Genomic DNA, 20,160 nt, shown 5'->3' with positions numbered 1-20,160 from the left:
TCAGTGATGACAAAGACGAACCAGAAGCCGTTCGCGCACCACGGCCGGGCAGGTCGCCAGATAGCGACAAAGCAGTTCCCGGGGCAGGGCGTTCATATCGACCAGCCGGGTATTGTGAACACGCAGATAATCACTTGCAGACATGACAACATCTCCTCTCTGGGCGATCGACATGTGCTGATGGCGACACACCACCATGGGGTGGCTTGAGCGACCATTCAATGGTTCAAATTCTTGTACATTATCGGTACAAGGTTCTGTGGCTTGCCAGTCAATATTCATGAATTTTCACAATCACAAAACGCAGGATTTCTGCACACTGTTTTTTAAAGCCCGCTTTTAAAGGGGTTTCAGGCTGCAGGTTCCTCATTTCATGATGCTTTTTAGAACGCGGCAGCGGGTCCGATAAACTTGTACAATTATGTGCTTATAAAAACGTGCCCTGACTGCACGACATCGCTTTTGAAGCGGCAATGCTGACTGAAAAGTCACTATTGCCAGAATTTTGATCAGCAACGCACCGGGGTGACAGGGGATTTATGGCAGCAGCGACACTGTCCAGAGCGCAGGCCTGGGAACATGTATTGCGCGTCCGCCGGTTTGATTGGCAGCGCGGCTTCTCGTATCAGCACGGTTCGATATCAATAACGGCCGGCGGAGAGTGGCACTGTAGTGACGACATCGAGGCTGGTGCCTCACAGCTGCTGGATATCATGCTGCCGCTGGTGGCCCGCGCCACGCCTCTGGTTATGGCACAGCTGGGGCAAAGTCTTGACGGACGTATCGCCACGGAATGCGGGGCGTCCTATTACGTCACGGGGGAGGAAGGCCTTGTCCATCTGCATGCCCTGCGCGCGGTGGTCGATGCCGTGGTGGTCGGCGCCGGTACCGTGGCCATGGATGATCCAAAACTGACCGTGCGCCATGTCACCGGGGATCATCCTGTTCGGGTGGTGCTGGACCCGCGGGGTCGCGTTCCCGAGCAGCGCTTTATTTTTGAAGATGACAGTGCCCCCACACTGCATCTGGTGGGGCAGGCGCATGTGGCGCGCTGGCAGGCCTGTCACGAGCAGCATGGCCATGATGTCAGCGTCTGCGGACTAAAGGTGGGTGAGGACGGGGTCGATCCGCGTGCGGTCGTCGATCTTCTGAGCTGCCGGGGGTTGACGTGCATACTGGTGGAAGGCGGCGGCATGACCATTTCACGGTTTCTACAAGAGGGGTGCCTGGATCGTTTGCACAGCATGGTTACCCCGATGATTATCGGCTCTGGCAGGCCCACGCTGACCCTGCCGGTCATTGAATGTCTAAGCCAGGCGATGCGACCGGCCGCGCGTCATTACACGCTGGGCGATGATGTGCTTTTTGATCTGGATTTTACAACTGTTGCAGAAAAAGGCATTAATTAACCTTTCTTTTTAGAGCCTTCAATGACTAGTTCTCTGGGAAAATGCTAAAGTCCCCCCGCCATTGAACGGAGCCTGAAAATGAGTGTGAAAGGGTTAGTATCGCTGCTGTTCTGTGTGTTGCTGGTGGCGTCAGGGATCTGGCTGACGCTTGATCAGGCACAGCAGGAGCGACAGTGGAACCTTCAAAAGGATGCCGCCAACGGCGTTATCCCCGGAGAGCTTCCCGGTGATGAGGCCACTGCCGGCACCGGCGAGCAGAGCAGCGAAGACGACAACAGCGGCATCGTCAACATGTTGCCCTGAGCCTAGCCGGGGGCCTGTCGTCGTATCGTGTGTCGCCCCGCCAGAAGTACCACGGCGCCCGGCAGACTCGAGATCAGTATGACGGCCCCATAGGTCATTGAAATGGCCACCCCCTGCTGAGCAGACAACCCCGCCAGTATCCAGATCAGCGCCGCAGCGCTTTCCCTGATTCCCCAGCCGGCCACCGACAATGGAATGGCCATGGCCATCAGTACCGGCGGCGTGAGTGCCAGCAGGGTCGTTGTTGATAATGGCTCCCCCAGCGCTCTGGCACAGCAGACAAAGACCAGCATGTAGCTCAGGACAATGGCCAGCGAGCCCAGCAGCTGGCGCAGCCATAGACGTCGATTCCACAGGCCACGCCTTAGATCCCGCCGCAGCGCACCCATCCATCCGGGCGGATGCCGACAGATCCACACGCCGATCAGCAAAAGCGCCAGCAGGGTGATGTAAAACGGGGCATAGGGCACGCTGGTATGCGCATTGAGCATCAGGCTGACCTGACGGAATCGCTCGATCACACCATGCCGTAGCGGCGTAAAGACAAGTAATGTGGTGACGGCCACCAGCAGGAGTGCCACCTGCCCGGAGGCACGTTCAATAATGACCGCCCTCAGGGCGGCGCCATAGGACACGTCCCGGATACCATGTCGCCAGGCGCGTCCCAGATCCCCTGTCACACCACCCGGCAGGATCTGATTGAGAAAGGTCGATAGATAGTATTCGCTGATGGCCGTGGGCAGCGACAGTGACATTCCCATGTGACGCGCGGTCAGTTGCCATCGCCAGGCCGACAGCATGATCTGGGGAATCGAAATCAGCAGGGCCAGAGCCATCCATCCCGGAGAAAGATCCCTCATGCGCGTCAGCAGCGCGCCAATATCCACCAGCCACACCACACTGGCCAGAATGACCAGTGTAAGCACCCAGCGCACCAGCGAAGACGTCAGCACCTGGCGATAGCCGCGTCTGGTGGTCGACGGTTGTGAAGGCTTTTGGGCCTTCATGTCATCCCGGGCGCGTCGGGAATGGCGAGAAGATCGGTATGTCCCACCCTGACCCTGAGACGTCCAAGAGCAATATGCTGCTGGCGGCTTTCATGCCACTGTATCAAGGCCTTTCGCTGATCGGGTGCCTGCTCCAGCGCCGCGTCAAGCCAGCCCTGGACAAGTGCCTGCGCCAGCAGCGCCTCTTCGCGATGACGACAGTCCAGCTGCCAGGGCGCCTCTGCCGTGGTGACCTGATAGCCCGCGTTTTCCATTAGCGCCCGGGCCACCGCTGGCGCGTGCGTGCCCAGCGCGCCGTTGAACCCCTTGTCGAGCTGTTGGTGAGCCTTGATCAGCCGTTGTACGTGTTGATCCATCTCGAGCAGCGCGGTATCGATATTGGCATCATCAGGGTCCATCAGCGCGTTGTCTCCGTTGATGCTCATGGCCAGCCAGACAGCGCACTGATGCGAGGCGCACTGTTTGATCAGTGTTTCAAGCCACGGCTCGGAAACCAGGTCGAGCAATGCAGAGGCCGTCACAATGTCGGTGCCTGCCAGCATGTCCCCGGTCAGGGCCTGATCCAGAAGGGAGAGATCACGCTGCAGGCATGTCAGTTCCTCAATATGGTCATGGCGGGGGCTGCTGTCATCGCCGGCATGCGCCAGCAGACTGGCATCCTGATCAATCAGGCGCCAGTGCTGATGAGGCGGCAGACGGGGGGCGAGGTAACGCAGATTGTTGCCGCTGCCACAGCCCAGATCCAGAAGCGTCAAGGGGCCCGGATGCGCGCGCGATGTGAGCCAGTGTCGGCATGCCATGCTCAGCGGCTGAACATCGCGTGCCCGATGATCGGCTGTCTCGCGCAGTGCCAGCCACGATGAGCTGAAATCACTGTGCGCGGCCATAGCGTTTGAAGGCGATGGTTGGGTCATCGACGGTGACTCCGATCAAAAGGCAGGGATGGCATGCAGGCGTTTCAGACAGGTCAGAAAATGCTCGGCGGCTCCTGGCCAGTCATTGAGAGTCTGACGTGCGTCGATCGCCCCCTGGCGCAGCGTCCGATATTGCGCGCTTCGCGTGGTGCCATCTTCAAACAGCATCGTGCGCAGGGCATCGCGAAGCGCCGGGGCATCATCGGGTGGCACATGAAGACCGGCACTGGCAGGCAGGGTATCGGCCAAGGCGCCACCGGTGGTCGTCAGCACTGGTAGTCCATGGGCCAGCGCCTCGGTAATCACCATGCCATAGCCTTCGTAGAAAGAGGGAAGCACAAACAGATCACTTTGCTGCCAATACGTTTCAAGCGCCTCGGGAGGCAGTGCGCCATGGAGGGTCACGCGCTGTTCGAGCTGATGCTCGACCATCAGGTCACGCAGCCTTGCGGTATAGCGCTCGTCGCGCGAGTCATCACCGATCAGGTGACAGTGCCAGTCGTGCGCCTTGAGATCCGCCAGTGCCTCGAGCAGCAGATGCTGCCCCTTGCGCGGGATCAGGGTGGCAATACACAGCAGCTGCGGCGTGTCGTTGTCTGCCGCGGCCACCGGCACCGGCGTGATACCGGGCTCGATCACGCTGATGCGTGACGCCTCGATGCCCAGCTCGATCAAACGTCGCCGGGTAAAGGTGCTGGTCACAATAATGCCGGCGGGTGCCTGCAGCGCCCGGCATTCAAGCTTCAAGAGGGTTTCTCGCTGGTGGTCTTCAAGGCCGGTTTCATCGCCCAGCGGGTGATGAACAAGGGCCATCAGCGTCAGACGGTGCGCATGCACTTCCAGAACCTCGGGCATGGCACTGGCGGCCAGACCGTCAACCACGACCAGGCTGCGATCGGTACAGCCGCCCAGTGCACGCTGCAGCGACTCGCGAGCGATGTCATCCGGCCAAGGAAAGCGCCCGTCCAGCCCGATGACCTCGACGGCAATGCCGAGCTCGCGCAGTGCCTCGACGATACGCCTGTCGTAGATATAGCCGCCGGTCAGCTGATCCGGTCGACCGGCCACAATAAGGGTCAGGCGGCGAAGGGGGCTCTCAACGGTCATAGCGTCCCTTCGTAGCTGGCCCAGGCGATATGGGATTCGTGCAGGGTGACATTCAGCGCCGTTAGCCCCTTGCCGGTCTCGCCGAGCTGGTCGGCTTCAATCGAGGCGGCCATGCGGTCAAAGATGACTCTGGCCATGAATTCGGTGGTGGTATTGCGCCCCTTGAATTCCTCGATCTCATCGAGATTTTGCATGTTGATATCGCTCAGGACATCCGACAGCGTCTGGCTTGCCAGGCCGATATCGACGATCAGGTCATCCTGATCCAGATCCGGACGCTTGAAGGTGACATCTACGATGTAGGTGGCGCCGTGAAGCTTCTGAGCCGGGCCAAAGATCTGGCCGTTAAAGCTGTGGGCGATCATGACGTGATCGCGAACGGTAAGGCTGTACATGGCAATACTCCGGAAAGGGGAACGACTTTAAAAACTGTAGCGAATGCGGTGACACAGGGCGCCGGGCCGAGTGGTAATGCGTGCCATGGTGTCGGGCAGGTCTTCAAAGGCGCTTTCTGCATCGATAAGGACGTCGAGCCGGTCATCTTCAAGCAATGACAGCGCCTGCATCATGCGCTCGCCATGGGTACGCCGTGCTGAACGTGCAGGAGAAACGGTGCCGACCTGGCTTGCGCGCAGCGTCAGCCGTCGGGAGTGAAAGGCCTCGCCCAGCGGCAGACTGACCGCCTGAGCACCAAACCAGCTCATTTCCACAATGGTCGCTTCCTGACCGGCCAGAGACAGGGCCTGCTGAAGCCCACCCTGACTGCCGCTGGCATGAATGACGAGATCGCATTCCCCCTGTGCCCGTTCAGGTGTCGAAAAATCGATATCCAGTGCCCGGGCCAGCGTCTCACGCGAATCGTCGATATCGATCAGCTCGACCCGGGTGCCGGGAATATTGCGACACAGCCAGGCCACCAGAGTGCCCACCACGCCGGCACCGATGACGGCGATGCGATCACCGATGCGGGGTGCTGCGTCCCAGAGGCCATTGAGCGCCGTCTCCATGTTGGCAGCCAGCACGGCACGCTCGGGCGGCAGTGCATCCGGCAGAGGCATGGCCATGGAGACCGGAACAACGTAATGATCCTGATGGGGGTGCAGGCAAAATACATAGCGGCCCTTGAAATCATTCGGGCCTTCTTCAACCATGCCCACGCTTGAATAGCCATATTGAACCGGCGCCGGAAAGTCCCCCTGCTGGAAAGGGGCGCGCATGCGCGCATATTCGCTTTCGGGCACCCTGCCATGAAAGACCAGTGTTTCGGTGCCTCGGCTGATGGCACTGTAACAGGCTCTAATTCTGACCTCATCCGGTCCGGGCGTTGCCAGCGACTGTGTTCGAATGGCGCCGTGACCGGGTGCTTCGACCCAGAAGGCGCGGGCTGTGTTTTCCGAGCTCATTCATGACCTTGTGCGTTGTGAAAAAGACACCGCGTCGCCAAAAGCGCGTCGGGTAGTATAGACCCTGTCGGTCAATTCGCCGTGTCCTGCAAAGCTTAAGCCGCACCGTTTTTGTCGACCCTGATCCGTTACAACCAAAGATCAGGCGCTATTGTGATAACACGGTTTATCATAACGGTACGTTGTTTTCCTGCTGTATGATGACTTCCTGATGAAGTTTTAATGCTTTTTTGGGGTCGTATGAGACGTGATTCACCAGAGATGCCGACGCACGGGGAGGGATCTGACATGAGTGAACAACGGATTGTCATGCGCCAGCCTGAATGGCCTGCCTCCAGCGTGCTCAGGGAGCTTCTGATCGGAGGTGCTGGTCTGATGCTGCTGGTGGGCGTGTTGCATCTGACATATATGGCCCCCGCGTTACTGTATCCCGTTGCCGGTGGCGTGTATCTGGTCCTGGCGACAATCATGATGTGGGGCTGGCCTGCAGGTCAGCAGGGGCTGGGCTGGGCCAATCGCGTCACGTTGACAAGAGCGCTTCCCATCGTGTTGCTCACGGCCATGCTGCCGCTGCCGGGGTTTATCAATGAACACCATCTGCTGGTGTTTGGCATGGCGCTGACAGCACTGGCGCTTGACGGCGTGGATGGCTGGGTCGCACGGCACGCACACTGTGAAAGCCGTTTCGGTGCGCGTCTGGATATGGAACTTGATGCCTTTTTTATCCTGATGCTGTGTTTGATGATGGTCATCCAGGACAAGGCGGGCTTCTGGATCATGGCCATTGGTGCCATGCGCTATCTGTTTGTGGCCGCCGCCTGGGGGTGCTCCTGGCTTGGGGAGGAGCTCCCGGTCAGCTATCGGCGCAAGACGATCTGCGTCTGGCAGGTCAGTACCCTGATGACGTGTCTGACGCCCTGGGTGACGCCCCCCTGGTCGAATCTGGCGCTGGCACTGGCGCTGCTGCTTTTGGTGATCTCCTTTGCCATGGATATCGTTTACCTTTACAGGGGCGCGGTTGCTCGACAGAACTGTACTTTTAATCGTGGCCGCCGATAACGACCTGGCTTGCCATGACTTTTCTGAAACGCTTTCATGAGTATTCGTATGGCCCGTGATGCCTTTGTACTGGCGGGAGAGAAGGTGCTTCCCGGCCAGCGCCGCCAGATTGATGTACCGGTTGCTCGCCTTTATACCCATACGCCGCTCAACATCCCGGTCGAGGTGGTTCACGGCCGACGTGAGGGCCCGGTCATGCTGGTATGCGGCGCCATTCATGGTGACGAGATCAACGGCGTTGAGATCGTTCGGCGTGTGCTCAAGACGCGCTCGCTGTCGCGTCTGCGCGGCACGCTGATTGCTGTACCGATCGTGAATGTCTTCGGCTTTGTGCAGCACAGTCGTTATCTGCCGGATCGCCGGGACCTGAATCGCTGCTTTCCCGGCAGTGAATCCGGGTCTCTGGGCTCGCGTATCGCGGCGCTCTTTCGCGAACAGGTCGTGGATCTGGCCACGCACATTCTGGATCTGCATACCGGTGCCATTCATCGCACCAACCTGCCGCAGATTCGCGCTCAGCTGGAGCGCAACGAACAGACCCGCGACATGGCCGATGCCTTCGGTGCGCCGGTGATTCTCAATGCCGAGCTACGTGGCGGTAGTCTGCGTGAATATGCCGAGCGTCGCGGCATTCCGGTGCTGACCTATGAGGCCGGGGAGGCGCTGCGTTTTGATGACTGGGCCATCAGTGCCGGGGTGCGCGGCGTACTGCGCGTCATGCGGCTGCTGGACATGCTGCCGGCCGGTCGTGGCAGCAAGGTGCCGGCCTCTGAAGTGGCCCGCAGTTCAAGCTGGGCCCGCGCGCCCATTGATGGCGTGCTGCGTCCACGTGTTCGACTCGGCGCGCGCGTGGTCAAGGGCGAACGGCTGGGAATCGTGGCCGGGCCATTTGGTAATGAAGAGGGGGATGTGCTGGCCTCAAGTGACGGCATTGTCATCGGCATGAGCAACCTGCCCTTGGTCAATGAAGGCGAGGCGGTCTTTCATATTGCCCGTTTTCACGAAATCGAGGACGCAGAGCAGGCCGTTGAAGCCTGGCAGGCGCGCGTCGAGTAATCGTAACCATCCTGACGCCGAAGCGTCAGGACAGGATGCCGACACGGCCTCAGGCTGCGCCGGGAATGGGCGCATCCATTGATACCAGACCCTCATTCCAGAGGGTTTGCCACAGGGCATTGGGAATGGCAGTGGCCATCAGCGCCTGATTTTCGGCAATGCGTTCGGGGCGGGTGGTGCCTGGAATCACGGCAGCCACGGCACGCGGCGCCGCACTGAACTGCAGCGCCACGGCGCGAATATCGACCCCGAAGCGGTCGCAGATGTCGCGCAGACGCCGGGTGCGCTCACGTATGTCGCTGGAGGCCGGCTTGTAGTCATAGTGATCCCCGCCAGCCAGAATGCCCGAATTATAGGCCCCACCGATGATCAGACGCGTGCCGCGACGGTCGCATTCCGGCAGCAGGGTGTCCAGCGCGCCTTCATGGTCGAGCAGCGAATAGCGCCCGGCGAGCAAAAAGCCGTCGGGGTCTGCCTTTTCAAGGGCGCGCGTACAGGCCTCCACACGGTTGACCCCCAGCCCCCAGGCGCGAATCACGCCTTCCTCGCGCAGTCGCGTCAATGCACGTGCGGCACCGTTCATGGCCTGATCATGCACTTCTTCCCAGTGCTCACCGTGGGCATCAGCTGCGCAGTCATGGATCCAGGCAATATCGATGCGATCCATGTTCAGGCGTTCAAGGCTTTCTTCGATGGAGCGCAGGGTGCCGGATTCTGAATAGTCATATGCCACCTTGTTGGTGCGCCCGTGAGCAAAGATGCCCTGTTTGGGTTCCTGCTCATCAAGAATCAGTCGCCCCACCTTGGTAGACACCACATACGTGCCACGGGGTTCGTCGGCCAGAGCTTCCCCCAGACGCATCTCCGAAAGTCCGGCGCCGTACTGCGGCGCGGTATCGAAATAGCGAATACCGGCGTCCCATGCCGTGCGTAGCGTCTCGATGGCACGTGTATCCGGCACTTCCTCAAACATGTTACCCAGAGGTGCTGTGCCCAGCCCCATCTTGCCTGGCAGTTCAAAACGCATAGCGCCTCCTTGACGATCATGATGTGCCCGGGACTGCCCCGGGCGGTGGGTCAAGTATGGCCAGGGTGACTGAAAGGACAAATCGGAAAGGCAGGAAGGCGCTCGCTGCCGAGCCGAAAAGAGGCAGGGCCGCCGTGCTTGAGGCGTCGGTCAGTCCGGCAGATGTGCCGGCAGTTCGCGTTCGGCATCAATATCGTTGACCAGTTCGAGCGCCTGGTCGAACACCTCGATACCGGCATCCGGACGATGAGCGGTTTCTGACAGATAGCGCCGAAAACGGCGACCGCCGCGGCAGCCGGTAAAGAGACCGAGCAGATGGCGCGTGATGTGATTGAGCCTTACGCCCGATTCAAGACGCGAGATCAGGTAAGGACGAAAGGCCTGCATGGCGTCGTGCCTGGTCGGTGGTGCGGTGTCTTCACCGAAGATGTCGCGGTCGACATGGGCCAGTAAAAACGGATTCTGATAGGCCTCGCGACCGACCATGACACTGTCGACATGCTCTAGCTCACGCTGACAGTCGCTGATGGTCTTGAGTCCACCGTTGATCCCGATATGCAGTTCGGGATGAGCCGTCTTGAGACGATGCACGCGTGGATAGTTCAACGGCGGCACGTCACGGTTCTGTTTGGGGGAGAGCCCCTCGAGCCAGGCCTTGCGGGCATGCACGGTAAAGGTCGTACAGCCGGCGGCAGCGACGGTATCAATAAAGCGCGCCAGATCCTCATCCTCGTCCTGATCATCGATGCCGATACGACACTTGACCGTGACCGGAATCGAGACCGTCGCCTGCATCGCCGCCACGCAGCGTGCCACCAGCTCGTGATGGCCCATCAGGCAGGCACCGATCATGTTGTTTTGCACGCGATCACTCGGGCAACCGACGTTCAGATTGACCTCCTGATACCCCCAGCTTTCGGCAATGGCGGCACATTCGGCCAGCGCTGCCGGATCACTGCCCCCCAGTTGCAGGGCCAGCGGATATTCCAGCGCATCATGGCCGAGAAAGCGCTCGCGCGGCGTGCCATGCAAAATGGCACCGGTGGTGACCATCTCGGTATAGAGCAGGGCGCGTTTGGTCAGGGTGCGTGCAAATGCTCGCTGGTCACGGGGCGTCCAGTCCATCATGGGGGCTATCGAAAACCGGCGTGCTTGATCTGCCGGGTTATTTTGCGATTTATCAGTCACTTGGGGCATCCGTTTGATCGTTTGTCATCCCGTTAAACCCCTTTAAATACCGTCCAAAACCGTCGGTGGTGTACCATTGACGTACCAAATCGTAAAAATCAGGGCAAAGCCAAAAAAGGTGGTACACCAGTGGCAACATTTCAAAAGCGGGGCACGAGTTGGCGCGCCATTGTACGAAAGAAGGGTCACCCTGCCCAGACACATACCTTCTCCACGAAAGCCCGGGCTCAGGCATGGGCGAAGGAGGTCGAAAGCGAACTTGAAAACCGCGCAGCCGGCATCAAGCCAGGTCTTACTATCGGCGACGCATTAAAGCGTCATGAGGCACACCTTGAGCGCATTTCATCGCGAGGGCGCAAGAACAAGACCTCAGCGAACAACCTGCGCAAGAGCATCGATACCGAGATGCTGTTATCTCAGCTCCAGTACCAGCACCTGGTGACCTTTGCGGATACGCGGAGAAAAGTCGACGGTGTCGCGGCCTCAACGGTCATGACAGATGTCATGTATCTGTCCGGAGCGATCACGACCTGCGTGGTTGAAGAGCTGGCACCGCCCACCCTTAAGGCATCCATGTCCAGCTGGCGTGCCGGGCTCAAACGCGCCGGGCTGATCGGTAACCCTGAAGACCGTGATCGACGCCCGACTGACAAGGAGCTCGAAGAGCTGCTGATCCATACGCGCCATAACCGCGCGCTTCGCCACATTGGCTATAACGCCCTGATTCGTTTTGCAGTGGATTCGTGTATGCGCCTGGACGAGATATGTTCACTGCGCTGGGCGGATCTTGATGCGGCCAATGGCACCATTATTGTCAGGCTGCGCAAGCATCCAACAAAAGCTACTGATCAGGTCGTGCCGTTGATGGGGGAGAGTCTGGCCATTATCGAAGCACAGCCGAGGAAGGAAGAAAGAATATTCCCGTACCGAAGTGAGTCAGCGTCGAACGGGTTCCGACGGGTTTGTCAGAACCTGGGTATCGAGGATCTGCATTTTCACGATCTGCGGCACGAGGGGATCAGCCGGTTGTTCGAGCGGGGCTATCAGATTCAGGAGGTGGCCATGGTGTCCGGTCACCGTGACTGGAAGAGTCTCAAACGATACGTGAATCTGCGCCCGGGCGAGCTGGTAAGCAAGGACCGGGCGCGAAGCGGGAGCGCTTAAGCAGCGCTCCCGCGTTGAGTGTCGATATACTTCGCGGCATCGGAGATATGCACCATCGGCTGCCGGGCGGTTCGTGTCAGCGGTACCGGAAAGGTTCCCCCCGCAATGCGATTCCGTGCTGTCTGAAGACTCACACCCATGATGTCGCTGCAAAACACGTCGAGCGGGATCAGTGGTTTCTCGTAGCACGCCAGCAGCATGAACTCGGTTTTCATTTTGAACCCCCTCTCTCAAGCAGCCACTCGGCCACCGGTATCAGTTCTTCAAGCTCGCTCTCCGCCAAAGGAGAGCGGGCGGCTGGACGCAGCTGTATCATTCGAGACGTCACCAGCCCGAGGCAGACACTTCTCACGCTGCCCGGGAGTTGGTCGGGCTGTGTCGTATCAGCCGCTCGACCCTTATCGGTCGAGCGCATTTCGTAGCGGATCAAACCCTCGGAGAGGGCTTCGGCCAGCACCTGCCGATCCACTCTTTCAATAGTTCCTTGCCAGTACTTCTCTGCCTGCACGATGTTCATATGCCCACTGACCTGCAGGTCCATGATGTGGCATATATTCGAAATTTCTTTACTCTTTGCTGGGTCGATCATTACCGGAGTCCTCCAGCATGGAAGGGAAAGACAATATCGATTTTTTCGACGAGCTGACCGGCAAGATTCTCGCGAGGTTGTACGAAGCCTTTCCTGTGCGTGCGTTGCTCAAGTCGGCTGACTTCGTTGATAACCCGACCACTTATTCCGATGCCGTCATGGCAGATGTGGCTTCCAAGGAATCCGAGTTTTTCATGGCGACTGCAGAATGGCTTCAGCGCGCTGGCTATATCGAAGCAACGATGAGTGATCGCAGTCGTTTGTACATTCACGGTGCTGTCCTGACGGCAAAGGGTCTGGAAGTGCTCAAGGTGCGCCCTGACAACCTCAGTACCGGGCCGACGCTCGGGGAGCGCATGACCAGCGCCGCAAGAAGCGGCGCCATGGATACTGTCAGGACGAGCGTGGGGCAGGCACTGAGTATGGGCGTGCGTCTGGCCATGGGGCAGTGACTTAACGCTGATCACGACGTTTTCCCCGCTCGCTGGCCGCAAGCCGATTCGCCATGCGGCTGTATTCGCTGTAGGCGTGGTTGAGCTCGTCCTTGGCCGTTTCTTTCCCCAGCAGATAGACAATGCGCAACGTGACGAAGGCGAGCAGAAAAATCAGGGCAAACTGAACAATCTGAATCATCGACGAACTCCTTTGGCCTTGTGTTCACGGATCGACTGGCAGTCGATGCAGGTGGTGACGTGTGGCGCGGCCTGTCGGCGCGCCCGCGGGATATCCAGACCGCAGTCCTCGCATTCGGGCGAAGTGACGGCTGTCACGGCACTGAGCGCCCGCTGGGCGGCCAGTTGCTGGTCGAGCTGGCGTATCTGGTAATCGGTGGCGTAGTCGGCAGCGTCTGCCATGGGGTCGTTCCTCGCGTTGGTGTTTTGCGGGCACGGCGTGGCCGGCCCTTTTTTGGGTCAAATCGGGTGATACTCGGGCATTGATGCCCACGCCGAGGGCGGCGGGGCGGGCTGGTTCAGCTCGGCCAGGGCGATCTGAACCTCTTCATGCTCCTGCTGGGCCAGCTCTATCTCGGCCCGGTATTCGGTACTGGCCTGCCACTCCTGATACCGCTTTGCCTGCAGGGCTTCTTCCTGGGGGGAAAGGCGCTTTGGTGTCAGCTGCCGTGCCTCGAAGTCAGGCCCCGTACAGTTATTCACACAAGTCCAAGGGTCACTCGCTTCGCTCCCTCCATAACTGCCTTTCTGGCTGAAGTCGTAAGCACCGGCGCGCGTCTTGCGGCGCATCTCCCAGCTGTAAAAACGGGTCAGGTACTCGGCGCCCTTGATCAGCACGCCAAACGTCACCTGCATCTGCTCGCCATAGCGGCCCTTCGCGATGACGGTCTCCTCACCGGTGACACGGCTGAAGCCTTCGCCCTCGCTGTTGCACTTGTGAACGTTCCACGGTTTGGCGGGTTGCATATTGCGCGGCGTCATCGGCCCGCCCATGAGCCTTAGGAACTGATCCCACGCCCCGGCGTTGCAGGCGGTGCGCAGTTTCCTGACGAACTCCCGCACGCGCTGGCCGGGGCGGGTGGCTTCTTCCCACGCGGCCAGCTGCTGGGCCTGCTGCTCGGTGATGCGGCGTACTTCACGCCAGACGGTGACAGAGGGTAGGCCGACAAACTGAAACTGCCGGATGCCCCACACGGCGGCCCACGCCTCGATGCGCGGCGCGCTGGATTCCATGGCGTGGCCGTACTGGTCAGCAGCCATGTATTGCTGACCGTTGATGTTCTTGGAGATGTACTTGGCGACATACCCGGCGGCGCTGCCCTTGGCCGGATCAATGGCCACGACCTTGAGGCGGTTGCGCTGCGCGCCCGGTTCATCCGGGGAGTCGGCCAGCGCGTAATCACGCATGATCTCGTTGATGCGCTCGACGTTGTCGGCATCGGCCCAGATCAGCATGTGCCAGTGCGGGGTGCCGTCGTGGTGGGGCTCGACCACCCGCAGGCCATACATGCCCAATTCCTCGCGGGCGAGCTGAGCGCGAATGCGTGCCCACAGGGCCGTGATATAACCCTGCGCATCACGCGGCGTCGCGCCGTCATAGGCCGGATTGCGCGAGCAGGACTTCGAACGCACCGGGTGAAAGCGGCTCGGACAGGTGAGGGTGTAGAACAGTCCGGCATGACCCAAACGGCGGGCCTCGGCTTCGGTATCGCGAATGCGCAGCATCAGTTCGGCGCGGCGGTGATCCGGATTCGCCAGCCCCAGCTCCGAGAGTTCAGCGAGGGTATAGGCCTGCCCGTGCTGGTTGATCGCCTCGACCGCTTCGAGCAGGGCGTTATTGCGTGCCTTCTGCTCGCTACGGCGTTTGACCGTCACGCTGGAGCAGTAGATGCCCGCGCGGCGGTGCACGCGGCCAATGTCGCGCTGCACTTGCTCGATCCGGCGGCTGGAGAGACGGCGCAGATTGCGGCGCCACCACAGCGAGCAGGACAGCCGTGCCAGCTGTGACGACTTCGGCATGCGGCGCGGGAAATCCGGACGGATGTGGTGCTCTTCGGCCCGCTTGAGCGCAAACCAGAGCGTCTGGCGTACCACGTCAGCCTCGGTGGCGGTGGGGTCATCCCGCAGCTGTGCGCCAATCTCGGACTGGCGCTTCTCGATGGCCCGGGCCTGCGCCTTGGCATGCTCGACCAGTGCCTCGTCGTCGTGGGTCACGTTCCACGGCCCGGCGATCAGCTGGCGGGTGACGTCAGCCAGCCAACGGTTGCCCGCGGCGTTGCCATCACTTTTGGCGCGCAGGACAAAACCGCTTGCCAGATCCTCGGCCAGCAGCGGGAAACGGTCGAAAAAGCGCGTCTGGCGCCACTCGGCACAGCCCGGGGTTTTGGCATTGCCCGGTGCCCCAAAGGCGCGGGATTGTTCAATGGCATTGGTCATCGGGACTGCTCGATAAGATTCAGGAAGTGCAGGGCGGCCGTGGTGTCGCCTTCGGCAAGCGCGGCCCGGGCACTGGCGGCCAGTGCCACGGATGGGTGCGCCTGCCGCTGGTGCAGTCGGTCGGTCAGGCGTTCGGCGTAGTGGCTCATGCGGTAAACGGCGTCACGGATAGCGCGGCGGCCGACCGGCGTCATCTCATCGACCGGGCGGCTGTACAGATCAGCGTCCAGATTGGCGCTGGCCAGCAGCATGCGGCGCTCGGCCGGGGCCAGTTCCGCCCACAGCTCGGCCAAGTCGAGGCCGCTGGCACGGCCGCGCAGCTCATCACGAGCCGCCAGAAACGCGGCCCGGGGATGCGGCTGCGAGGTGCTGTTGTCTGAAATCAGAGCGAGCGATGCCATGACGACCTCCTGTCGCCGAAAAAATGGGGAAGGGTTTGAGTGGTGCTTAGTGCGTGACGGGCGTCACATCCCGGTGCGCAAGGCGCGGGTCATGCCTCAGGGCGAGAATGTCGCGCAGCGTCATGGCGATAGCGGGGCCATTGGCCTGGCGGATCACGACCAGATTGCCGGTGCTGGCATCCGTATCGATCCATGTGGTCTGGTTCATGGCTTCCAGCTCGGCGTAGGATTGCAGCGCCAGAATGCTGGCCTTTTCCTGAGGCATGTCGTGTTCCTGCATCAGATGCGCGGTGCAGCGGCCGACGGCCTCTTCCCGACGGATCGGGCGCGGCAGCCTGAGCAGAAACGAGGTGGCGGCGTTGGTATCATCAAGTCGGTTCATGGTCTGGGTTCCTCTCGAAACAGATCGGCCTGGCGGTAGATGACCGGCATGTGCTCGGACATCCGGCGTTGATACTTCGGGTTGGGCCGGGCGCTGGGGCTCAATGTTTTCAGCACCTCGAACTCGCCCTTGCCCGTCCAGCCGCAGCGCGGCTCCATGCACTCCATGTAGGTCTCGCGGTAATCCTTGAGATCCTGCGTGGAGGTACGGATGCGGGCGCGGGTCTCACACACCGGGCATTTCCACTCGACCAGCCCGGCCACGCGCTCGCGGCGGTTACGCTCGCGAATCTCGATCACTTCCGCCGCACTCAGGCGGCTATGGGCAAATGTCTTCTTGATCAGGTTTCTGGCCTGACTGCACCACCCGCAGGAGGGCTCGGTGCACTGCTGATAGCAAACGCCTTCCTCCGTACCCATCATGCGCGAGCGCACCATGCGTACCGGGTTTTCACATTCGGGGCAGCGCCAGCGGATCACGGTCAGTCCTTCCCTACGGGGCGCAGCGCCCTGCGGCCGGTGGAACGGCGCGCCATGATGCGCATGCGGCGGCGCAGCAGAAATTCGGCGGCCTGATCAATCGTTTCCAGCCCCTGCTGTTCGCGCACGGCTTCCAGCACATGGCCAAGGTCACGATCATTGGGGATATCGGCCTGTCTGGTGGTCGGCATGGTCTCTCCCTGAGCCGTTTGGCCCTTTAATGGAGCTGCGAGACAGCCCGGCATTCAGCGACACTGATGGCATCGAACTCTTCCATGCTGCGAAGGCCGAGCGACTCCAGTGCTTCACGCATCACCATCTCGCGCAGCATCGTGGCCATTTGCAGGCCGTTGTAGCGCGCCAGTGCTTCGAGCAGATCGAACTCGTAGTCATCGAAGTTCACGTGGACGCGATTGGTCTTGTACCGCCTGGGGTCGTTATGCATGAGAATGTCCTTATTCAGGCTTTTGGTTTGTCTTGTCAGCGCTATGCTGAGCGGTTGATACAGACCAACAGGAGTTATCGCAGTGGCTGCTCTGGATAATTTTCAAAATGCGATTCGCCTCGTTCAGGGAATTACGGATATTTCCAGAACAGGTGGTGACCTCCCCAGACACCTGACCCGGGTCGAGACGGCGCTGGTTGATCTCGAGAAGGAGAAGCTGGCAGTCGAGAAGGAACTGCAGGCGGTCAAGCAACGTGTTCACGAGCTTGAACGTCAGCTCGGAGAACATGAGCGATTTGACCTCGAAGAAGCGCACTATGAAGACCGCGCTTTTCCGTCCGGGGCCTGGGTAGTTGTTGAGAAGGCGCAGGCGGCACTTGCTGGCCGCTCCGGCGATTCGGTTCTGATACCGAAATACTTTTGTCAGGCCTGCTTTGAGCGAAAAAAGCGCTCGATACTCCAGCCGGATGCGGCGTCTCAGCCAAGTGAGGTCTTCGTTTGCCATCTTTGCGGCCTCTCTGTGCCTTACAAGGCGCCAATGCGTTCGTCGGTTACGTTTTGCTGATTAGCGCGCGCCGGGTAAACGGCGAGCTTCTAGTGCTTCGAGCACCAGCATTCGGGTCATGCCGGTCTTGCTGCGATGCTCGCGATTGGCCAACTCGGCGACTTCGGCGTCGGCTGCTGCAGGCAGGTCGAGACCGATGCGGCGGCCGCATTGCGGGAGACGGTGGGGCTGCTGGGGTGGATGGGGAGCCTGAATAGCATCCATGGTGTATCCTCGGCGTGTGATGAACTGTTACGCATAATTAAGAGACAGCTACACAATGGTACCGAATGGTGCCCTTGTCAAGTGGGATTTATACCGAATGGGTACTATTGGAGAAAGGATTCGACTGGAGAGGGAGCGTTTGGGGCATAGTCAGACCACTCTTGGCGGTCTATCTGGTGTTACCAAAAAAACCCAAATGCTCTACGAAACAGATAAGCGAATCCCTAAAGCAGACTATCTCGTTGCGCTTGCTCAGGCTGGCATCGACGTTCAATACGTGCTCTCAGGAAACAAGCTCATTGGTTCATCAGGGGGTGAACCATTCGGTTACCATAGTGAGGAAGAGTCGGCATCAGAAATGGTGGGGTTCTCCAAAATACCCATCTACGACATCGAAGCCGCCGCAGGCGATGGCCGTTTATTCGACGCCGAGCTGATTGAGACTGCTATCCATTTCGATACCGAACAGCTTCAGCATGACGGGCTCAACCCCTCACAACTGGTTGGTATTCGTGTGCGCGGTGATTCGATGGGGGAGACTCTGCAGGATGGTGACCGTGTGCTGGTCGATCGCAGCAGCCGAACCCCGGATGGCGTGTTCCTGCTGCGGATGGATGGGGGCCTTCGGATCAAGCGCGTGCAGCGCGTGGCCGGTGGCGCCTGGATGCTGATCAGTGACAACACGCATTACCAGCCCGAGATGATCAAGCCCGAGGAGATGGGGCAAGTGGAGATCATTGGGGAGTGCCGGGTGCGGATTGGAAAGATTAACTAATAAGCCAGTCAGAGCTTGTTTATAGTTAAAGTGGAAAGCCTTAGGGCTTGTTAACTATTTTTGAGGTTTAATATGCAAATTAATATTGGGCAAGTTTCTTTAGTTGACTACTTGGGAATGCTAGAAAGAGAAGAGGTTATAGTCAATAGAGACTACCAAAGACAAAAAGGGGTATGGCCACATTCAGCAAGAAGTTATTTTATAGATACTCTGCTAGAAGGGTATCCTATACCTAAAATATACTGGTATCAGCGACTTAGTGAAAAAACTAAACGACCCATTAAAGAGCTTGTTGATGGTCAGCAAAGAACATTTACGATACAGGATTTTTGCAACGACAAGTTTGCTTTAAATTCCGCCTCTCAAAATTATAAAGGAAAAAAGTTTTCAGATTTGCCTGAGGATGTTCAGATGAACCTGATGTCCTATCAGGTCGAGTATTCGACAATATTGTCAGCAACAAGAAGTGAGTTGCTTGAAATGTTTCGAAGAATGAACTCTTACACAGCTCCTTTGAAAGAAGCAGAAAAACGCCACTCTATTTATCAAGGGGCATTTAAATGGTTTGTGGTGGAGCTGGCAGATCTGTATTCACCTATGCTTATAGATTATGGTGTGCTGACAGATAAAGTAGTGGCTAGGATGGGCGATTCTGAGTATATCGCCGATCTTATTATAGTTTTGGAGAATGGCATTGTTAATCGTGCTGTTGGCCAGTTCAACAACCTGTATAGAAAATATAATAACGATTCGGAAGGTTTCGACGGTGAGGATTATTTTAGCGAAGTCCTCCAAAAGATTTTAAATGAAATAAGAGATAATTTGGGCGACCTTGTAGGTACAAATATGATGCGGCCTTATATGGTGCATTCTATTTTTAGCGCTTATGCTTCTGTTTGGTATGGGTTTCCTGCGTCAGAGGAAGACTTTAATGTTGCTCCAGATATTAATTTCAAAGTTGATTATTCAAAAACTTTGCCTAAGTTGCTTGAGCTGTCGGACGCTCTTGAAGATGAAGATTCTGACTCTGATTCTGAATACCATAAATTTGTACAGGCTTGTAGCTACAGTACTACCAAGCGCCCTCAGCGTAAAACACGTACTAGCTTTATAATTAATGCTCTAAAAGGGCAGTAATATGCTGAGCGCACTGAAGAGATACGAAAAAAAACGATTGAACTATCTCTATCGCTTTGCTGCAATAAACAAGAAAAGTAGTGAGATGCCTCTTTGGCAGTATCGTTACCTTAGCGAGGCGTTGCTGTCTGATGCATGGCAAGGATGGTGCTTGTTTTCTAAGGATCTAATTTTTAACTCTTATAGAGGATGTTTTGCACGTGATGGCTCATGCGTAAAACCTTTAGTGCGGCCTGACTATAAGTATTCTAGAGTTTGTTACGAAGCAAAACAGTGTGGTTCTAACCCTCAAAGTAAAATAAAAGAAAATGGCCATCTGAAATTCCTTCCTCATCAGGAGCCTACGTGGGGGAGCTTAGATTTTATCTTAAATACTGTATATGGCATGGGTGTAGATAATAGTGAGTATTTGGCTAGTGTCTTTGGCTCTTTTCCACACTTGAGAATGATTCAGGAAGTAAGAAATGCTTGCGCTCATAAAAATGGAAATATTATCCGGAAGCTAGAAAATTATAAAACTAAATATTCTATTAGGGAGGTGGCTCACCCTGTAGATTATATGTGGGGAAGAGAGAAAAAAGGTCGACTTCTAGCTTTTGAAGTGTGGTTAGATCTTATGGGACAAGCTGCACTTCTCGCTACCGCCACTGCTAAATAA

The 20,160-nt window shown here is 58.1% G+C and carries 29 protein-coding genes; 10 read left to right on the top strand and 19 right to left on the bottom strand.

The window, feature by feature from the left end:
* Entirely contained in the window at positions 1 to 144 is a 144-nt protein-coding gene (locus tag KSP9073_RS17615; protein ID WP_165814195.1) for a hypothetical protein, read from the bottom strand.
* A 395-nt stretch (positions 145 to 539) separates the two neighbouring features.
* Here KSP9073_RS17615 and KSP9073_RS07315 point away from each other — a divergent pair, with 395 nt between their 5' ends.
* Both KSP9073_RS07315 and KSP9073_RS07310 read left to right on the top strand, forming a co-directional pair.
* Entirely contained in the window at positions 540 to 1,409 is an 870-nt protein-coding gene (locus tag KSP9073_RS07315) for a RibD family protein (RefSeq protein ID WP_108842324.1), read from the top strand.
* Positions 1,410 to 1,487: 78 nt separating this feature from the next.
* Positions 1,488 to 1,712, top strand: a complete 225-nt coding sequence (locus KSP9073_RS07310) for a hypothetical protein (RefSeq protein WP_108842323.1) — start codon at positions 1,488 to 1,490, stop codon at positions 1,710 to 1,712.
* 2 nt (positions 1,713 to 1,714) lie between these two features.
* On the opposite strand, the gene KSP9073_RS07305 is transcribed toward KSP9073_RS07310, so the two are convergent.
* From KSP9073_RS07305 to KSP9073_RS07285, 5 genes are read right to left on the bottom strand one after another with little or no spacing between them, the layout of a single operon-like run.
* Positions 1,715 to 2,719 (bottom strand): lysylphosphatidylglycerol synthase transmembrane domain-containing protein, encoded by a 1,005-nt coding sequence (locus KSP9073_RS07305; RefSeq protein ID WP_108842322.1) that lies wholly within the window; start codon positions 2,717 to 2,719, stop codon positions 1,715 to 1,717.
* Positions 2,716 to 3,633 (bottom strand): class I SAM-dependent methyltransferase, encoded by a 918-nt coding sequence (locus KSP9073_RS07300; RefSeq protein WP_133241004.1) that lies wholly within the window; start codon positions 3,631 to 3,633, stop codon positions 2,716 to 2,718. The genes KSP9073_RS07305 and KSP9073_RS07300 overlap by 4 nt, the downstream gene beginning before the upstream one ends.
* A 15-nt stretch (positions 3,634 to 3,648) precedes the next feature.
* The gene (locus KSP9073_RS07295) at positions 3,649 to 4,740 is read right to left on the bottom strand and encodes a glycosyltransferase family 4 protein (RefSeq protein WP_108842320.1); all 1,092 of its coding nucleotides are present in this window, start codon (positions 4,738 to 4,740) and stop codon (positions 3,649 to 3,651) included.
* Entirely contained in the window at positions 4,737 to 5,135 is a 399-nt protein-coding gene (locus KSP9073_RS07290; RefSeq protein ID WP_108842319.1) for a 6-pyruvoyl trahydropterin synthase family protein, read from the bottom strand. The genes KSP9073_RS07295 and KSP9073_RS07290 overlap by 4 nt, the downstream gene beginning before the upstream one ends.
* A gap of 27 nt (positions 5,136 to 5,162) precedes the next feature.
* Positions 5,163 to 6,143 (bottom strand): zinc-dependent alcohol dehydrogenase, encoded by a 981-nt coding sequence (locus tag KSP9073_RS07285; RefSeq protein ID WP_108842318.1) that lies wholly within the window; start codon positions 6,141 to 6,143, stop codon positions 5,163 to 5,165.
* A 288-nt stretch (positions 6,144 to 6,431) separates the two neighbouring features.
* Between KSP9073_RS07285 and KSP9073_RS07280 the strand changes: the two genes are divergently transcribed.
* Positions 6,432 to 7,202 carry a CDP-alcohol phosphatidyltransferase family protein gene (locus KSP9073_RS07280; RefSeq protein WP_165814194.1) on the top strand — a complete coding sequence of 257 codons (771 nt, stop codon included), beginning with the start codon at positions 6,432 to 6,434 and terminating at the stop codon, positions 7,200 to 7,202.
* 48 nt (positions 7,203 to 7,250) lie between these two features.
* Complete coding sequence (locus KSP9073_RS07275) at positions 7,251 to 8,258, top strand: succinylglutamate desuccinylase/aspartoacylase family protein (RefSeq protein WP_108842316.1); 1,008 nt, start codon at positions 7,251 to 7,253, stop codon at positions 8,256 to 8,258.
* Between the two features lie 49 nt (positions 8,259 to 8,307).
* Here the strand turns inward: KSP9073_RS07275 and KSP9073_RS07270 are convergent, their stop codons facing one another.
* Positions 8,308 to 9,285 carry an aldo/keto reductase gene (locus tag KSP9073_RS07270; RefSeq protein WP_108842315.1) on the bottom strand — a complete coding sequence of 326 codons (978 nt, stop codon included), beginning with the start codon at positions 9,283 to 9,285 and terminating at the stop codon, positions 8,308 to 8,310.
* Between the two features lie 150 nt (positions 9,286 to 9,435).
* Entirely contained in the window at positions 9,436 to 10,482 is a 1,047-nt protein-coding gene (dusA, locus tag KSP9073_RS07265; RefSeq protein ID WP_108842314.1) for a tRNA dihydrouridine(20/20a) synthase DusA, read from the bottom strand.
* 120 nt (positions 10,483 to 10,602) lie between these two features.
* Here dusA and KSP9073_RS07260 point away from each other — a divergent pair, with 120 nt between their 5' ends.
* Entirely contained in the window at positions 10,603 to 11,637 is a 1,035-nt protein-coding gene (locus KSP9073_RS07260) for a site-specific integrase (protein ID WP_108842313.1), read from the top strand.
* On the opposite strand, the gene KSP9073_RS07255 is transcribed toward KSP9073_RS07260, so the two are convergent.
* Both KSP9073_RS07255 and KSP9073_RS07250 read right to left on the bottom strand, forming a co-directional pair.
* A complete protein-coding gene (locus KSP9073_RS07255) occupies positions 11,634 to 11,852 on the bottom strand; it encodes a pyocin activator PrtN family protein (RefSeq protein WP_108842312.1) in 219 nt (72 codons plus the stop codon). The genes KSP9073_RS07260 and KSP9073_RS07255 overlap by 4 nt on opposite strands.
* Entirely contained in the window at positions 11,849 to 12,226 is a 378-nt protein-coding gene (locus KSP9073_RS07250) for a hypothetical protein (protein WP_108842311.1), read from the bottom strand. Before KSP9073_RS07250 ends, KSP9073_RS07255 begins: the two co-directional genes overlap by 4 nt.
* Before the next feature lie 17 nt (positions 12,227 to 12,243).
* Here KSP9073_RS07250 and KSP9073_RS07245 point away from each other — a divergent pair, with 17 nt between their 5' ends.
* A complete protein-coding gene (locus tag KSP9073_RS07245) occupies positions 12,244 to 12,678 on the top strand; it encodes a hypothetical protein (protein WP_108842310.1) in 435 nt (144 codons plus the stop codon).
* Position 12,679: 1 nt separating this feature from the next.
* On the opposite strand, the gene KSP9073_RS07240 is transcribed toward KSP9073_RS07245, so the two are convergent.
* From KSP9073_RS07240 to KSP9073_RS07205, 8 genes are read right to left on the bottom strand one after another with little or no spacing between them, the layout of a single operon-like run.
* Positions 12,680 to 12,859, bottom strand: a complete 180-nt coding sequence (locus tag KSP9073_RS07240; RefSeq protein WP_108842309.1) for a hypothetical protein — start codon at positions 12,857 to 12,859, stop codon at positions 12,680 to 12,682.
* A complete protein-coding gene (locus KSP9073_RS07235; RefSeq protein ID WP_108842308.1) occupies positions 12,856 to 13,080 on the bottom strand; it encodes a TraR/DksA C4-type zinc finger protein in 225 nt (74 codons plus the stop codon). Before KSP9073_RS07235 ends, KSP9073_RS07240 begins: the two co-directional genes overlap by 4 nt.
* Positions 13,081 to 13,137: 57 nt before the next feature.
* Positions 13,138 to 15,114, bottom strand: coding sequence for a replication endonuclease (locus KSP9073_RS07230; RefSeq protein ID WP_108842307.1), 1,977 nt, complete (start codon positions 15,112 to 15,114; stop codon positions 13,138 to 13,140).
* Positions 15,111 to 15,515: a hypothetical protein gene (locus tag KSP9073_RS07225; protein ID WP_108842306.1), complete on the bottom strand. Its 405-nt coding sequence runs from the start codon at positions 15,513 to 15,515 to the stop codon at positions 15,111 to 15,113. The genes KSP9073_RS07230 and KSP9073_RS07225 overlap by 4 nt, the downstream gene beginning before the upstream one ends.
* Positions 15,516 to 15,561: 46 nt before the next feature.
* Positions 15,562 to 15,897: a hypothetical protein gene (locus KSP9073_RS07220; protein ID WP_108842305.1), complete on the bottom strand. Its 336-nt coding sequence runs from the start codon at positions 15,895 to 15,897 to the stop codon at positions 15,562 to 15,564.
* A complete protein-coding gene (locus KSP9073_RS07215; RefSeq protein ID WP_108842304.1) occupies positions 15,894 to 16,376 on the bottom strand; it encodes an ogr/Delta-like zinc finger family protein in 483 nt (160 codons plus the stop codon). The genes KSP9073_RS07220 and KSP9073_RS07215 overlap by 4 nt, the downstream gene beginning before the upstream one ends.
* Before the next feature lie 2 nt (positions 16,377 to 16,378).
* Entirely contained in the window at positions 16,379 to 16,567 is a 189-nt protein-coding gene (locus KSP9073_RS07210) for a hypothetical protein (protein ID WP_108842303.1), read from the bottom strand.
* Positions 16,568 to 16,593: 26 nt separating this feature from the next.
* The gene (locus KSP9073_RS07205; protein ID WP_108842302.1) at positions 16,594 to 16,821 is read right to left on the bottom strand and encodes a hypothetical protein; all 228 of its coding nucleotides are present in this window, start codon (positions 16,819 to 16,821) and stop codon (positions 16,594 to 16,596) included.
* 82 nt (positions 16,822 to 16,903) lie between these two features.
* Between KSP9073_RS07205 and KSP9073_RS07200 the strand changes: the two genes are divergently transcribed.
* Complete coding sequence (locus KSP9073_RS07200; protein ID WP_108842301.1) at positions 16,904 to 17,386, top strand: hypothetical protein; 483 nt, start codon at positions 16,904 to 16,906, stop codon at positions 17,384 to 17,386.
* Here KSP9073_RS07200 and KSP9073_RS07195 read toward each other — a convergent pair whose 3' ends face one another.
* Positions 17,387 to 17,590, bottom strand: a complete 204-nt coding sequence (locus tag KSP9073_RS07195; RefSeq protein ID WP_108842300.1) for a hypothetical protein — start codon at positions 17,588 to 17,590, stop codon at positions 17,387 to 17,389.
* 97 nt (positions 17,591 to 17,687) lie between these two features.
* Here KSP9073_RS07195 and KSP9073_RS07190 point away from each other — a divergent pair, with 97 nt between their 5' ends.
* The 3 genes from KSP9073_RS07190 to KSP9073_RS17495 all read left to right on the top strand — a co-directional run bounded on the left by KSP9073_RS07190 (position 17,688) and on the right by KSP9073_RS17495 (position 20,160).
* On the top strand, positions 17,688 to 18,365 hold the full coding sequence (locus tag KSP9073_RS07190; protein ID WP_165814193.1) for an XRE family transcriptional regulator: 678 nt from the start codon (positions 17,688 to 17,690) through the stop codon (positions 18,363 to 18,365).
* A gap of 72 nt (positions 18,366 to 18,437) precedes the next feature.
* On the top strand, positions 18,438 to 19,502 hold the full coding sequence (locus KSP9073_RS07185) for a DUF262 domain-containing protein (RefSeq protein ID WP_108842298.1): 1,065 nt from the start codon (positions 18,438 to 18,440) through the stop codon (positions 19,500 to 19,502).
* Between the two features lies 1 nt (position 19,503).
* On the top strand, positions 19,504 to 20,160 hold the full coding sequence (locus tag KSP9073_RS17495; RefSeq protein WP_133241003.1) for a hypothetical protein: 657 nt from the start codon (positions 19,504 to 19,506) through the stop codon (positions 20,158 to 20,160).

The organism is Kushneria phyllosphaerae, assembly GCF_900312995.1.
Taxonomy (GTDB): Bacteria; Pseudomonadota; Gammaproteobacteria; order Pseudomonadales; family Halomonadaceae; genus Kushneria; species Kushneria phyllosphaerae.
The sequence above is the reverse complement of the archived record's forward strand: the minus strand, read 5'-3'. Positions and strand labels throughout refer to the sequence as shown.

Bases quoted from the DNA above. Each gene is read 5' to 3' on its own strand.
- KSP9073_RS07280 (WP_165814194.1), top strand. From the start codon at position 6,432: ATGAGTGAACAACGGATTGTCATGCGCCAGCCTGAATGGCCTGCCTCC.
- KSP9073_RS07235 (WP_108842308.1), bottom strand. From the start codon at position 13,080: ATGGCAGACGCTGCCGACTACGCCACCGATTACCAGATACGCCAGCTC.
- KSP9073_RS07205 (WP_108842302.1), bottom strand. From the start codon at position 16,821: ATGCATAACGACCCCAGGCGGTACAAGACCAATCGCGTCCACGTGAAC.
- KSP9073_RS07305 (WP_108842322.1), bottom strand. From the start codon at position 2,719: ATGAAGGCCCAAAAGCCTTCACAACCGTCGACCACCAGACGCGGCTAT.
- KSP9073_RS07310 (WP_108842323.1), top strand. From the start codon at position 1,488: ATGAGTGTGAAAGGGTTAGTATCGCTGCTGTTCTGTGTGTTGCTGGTG.
- KSP9073_RS07285 (WP_108842318.1), bottom strand. From the start codon at position 6,143: ATGAGCTCGGAAAACACAGCCCGCGCCTTCTGGGTCGAAGCACCCGGT.
- KSP9073_RS07190 (WP_165814193.1), top strand. From the start codon at position 17,688: ATGGGTACTATTGGAGAAAGGATTCGACTGGAGAGGGAGCGTTTGGGG.
- KSP9073_RS07210 (WP_108842303.1), bottom strand. From the start codon at position 16,567: ATGCCGACCACCAGACAGGCCGATATCCCCAATGATCGTGACCTTGGC.
- KSP9073_RS07315 (WP_108842324.1), top strand. From the start codon at position 540: ATGGCAGCAGCGACACTGTCCAGAGCGCAGGCCTGGGAACATGTATTG.
- KSP9073_RS17495 (WP_133241003.1), top strand. From the start codon at position 19,504: ATGCTGAGCGCACTGAAGAGATACGAAAAAAAACGATTGAACTATCTC.
- KSP9073_RS07240 (WP_108842309.1), bottom strand. From the start codon at position 12,859: ATGATTCAGATTGTTCAGTTTGCCCTGATTTTTCTGCTCGCCTTCGTC.
- KSP9073_RS07295 (WP_108842320.1), bottom strand. From the start codon at position 4,740: ATGACCGTTGAGAGCCCCCTTCGCCGCCTGACCCTTATTGTGGCCGGT.
- KSP9073_RS07245 (WP_108842310.1), top strand. From the start codon at position 12,244: ATGGAAGGGAAAGACAATATCGATTTTTTCGACGAGCTGACCGGCAAG.
- KSP9073_RS17615 (WP_165814195.1), bottom strand. From the start codon at position 144: ATGTCTGCAAGTGATTATCTGCGTGTTCACAATACCCGGCTGGTCGAT.
- KSP9073_RS07220 (WP_108842305.1), bottom strand. From the start codon at position 15,897: ATGAACCGACTTGATGATACCAACGCCGCCACCTCGTTTCTGCTCAGG.
- KSP9073_RS07225 (WP_108842306.1), bottom strand. From the start codon at position 15,515: ATGGCATCGCTCGCTCTGATTTCAGACAACAGCACCTCGCAGCCGCAT.
- dusA (WP_108842314.1), bottom strand. From the start codon at position 10,482: ATGCCCCAAGTGACTGATAAATCGCAAAATAACCCGGCAGATCAAGCA.
- KSP9073_RS07255 (WP_108842312.1), bottom strand. From the start codon at position 11,852: ATGAAAACCGAGTTCATGCTGCTGGCGTGCTACGAGAAACCACTGATC.
- KSP9073_RS07290 (WP_108842319.1), bottom strand. From the start codon at position 5,135: ATGTACAGCCTTACCGTTCGCGATCACGTCATGATCGCCCACAGCTTT.
- KSP9073_RS07195 (WP_108842300.1), bottom strand. From the start codon at position 17,590: ATGGATGCTATTCAGGCTCCCCATCCACCCCAGCAGCCCCACCGTCTC.
- KSP9073_RS07185 (WP_108842298.1), top strand. From the start codon at position 18,438: ATGCAAATTAATATTGGGCAAGTTTCTTTAGTTGACTACTTGGGAATG.
- KSP9073_RS07300 (WP_133241004.1), bottom strand. From the start codon at position 3,633: ATGACCCAACCATCGCCTTCAAACGCTATGGCCGCGCACAGTGATTTC.
- KSP9073_RS07230 (WP_108842307.1), bottom strand. From the start codon at position 15,114: ATGACCAATGCCATTGAACAATCCCGCGCCTTTGGGGCACCGGGCAAT.
- KSP9073_RS07275 (WP_108842316.1), top strand. From the start codon at position 7,251: ATGGCCCGTGATGCCTTTGTACTGGCGGGAGAGAAGGTGCTTCCCGGC.
- KSP9073_RS07270 (WP_108842315.1), bottom strand. From the start codon at position 9,285: ATGCGTTTTGAACTGCCAGGCAAGATGGGGCTGGGCACAGCACCTCTG.
- KSP9073_RS07250 (WP_108842311.1), bottom strand. From the start codon at position 12,226: ATGATCGACCCAGCAAAGAGTAAAGAAATTTCGAATATATGCCACATC.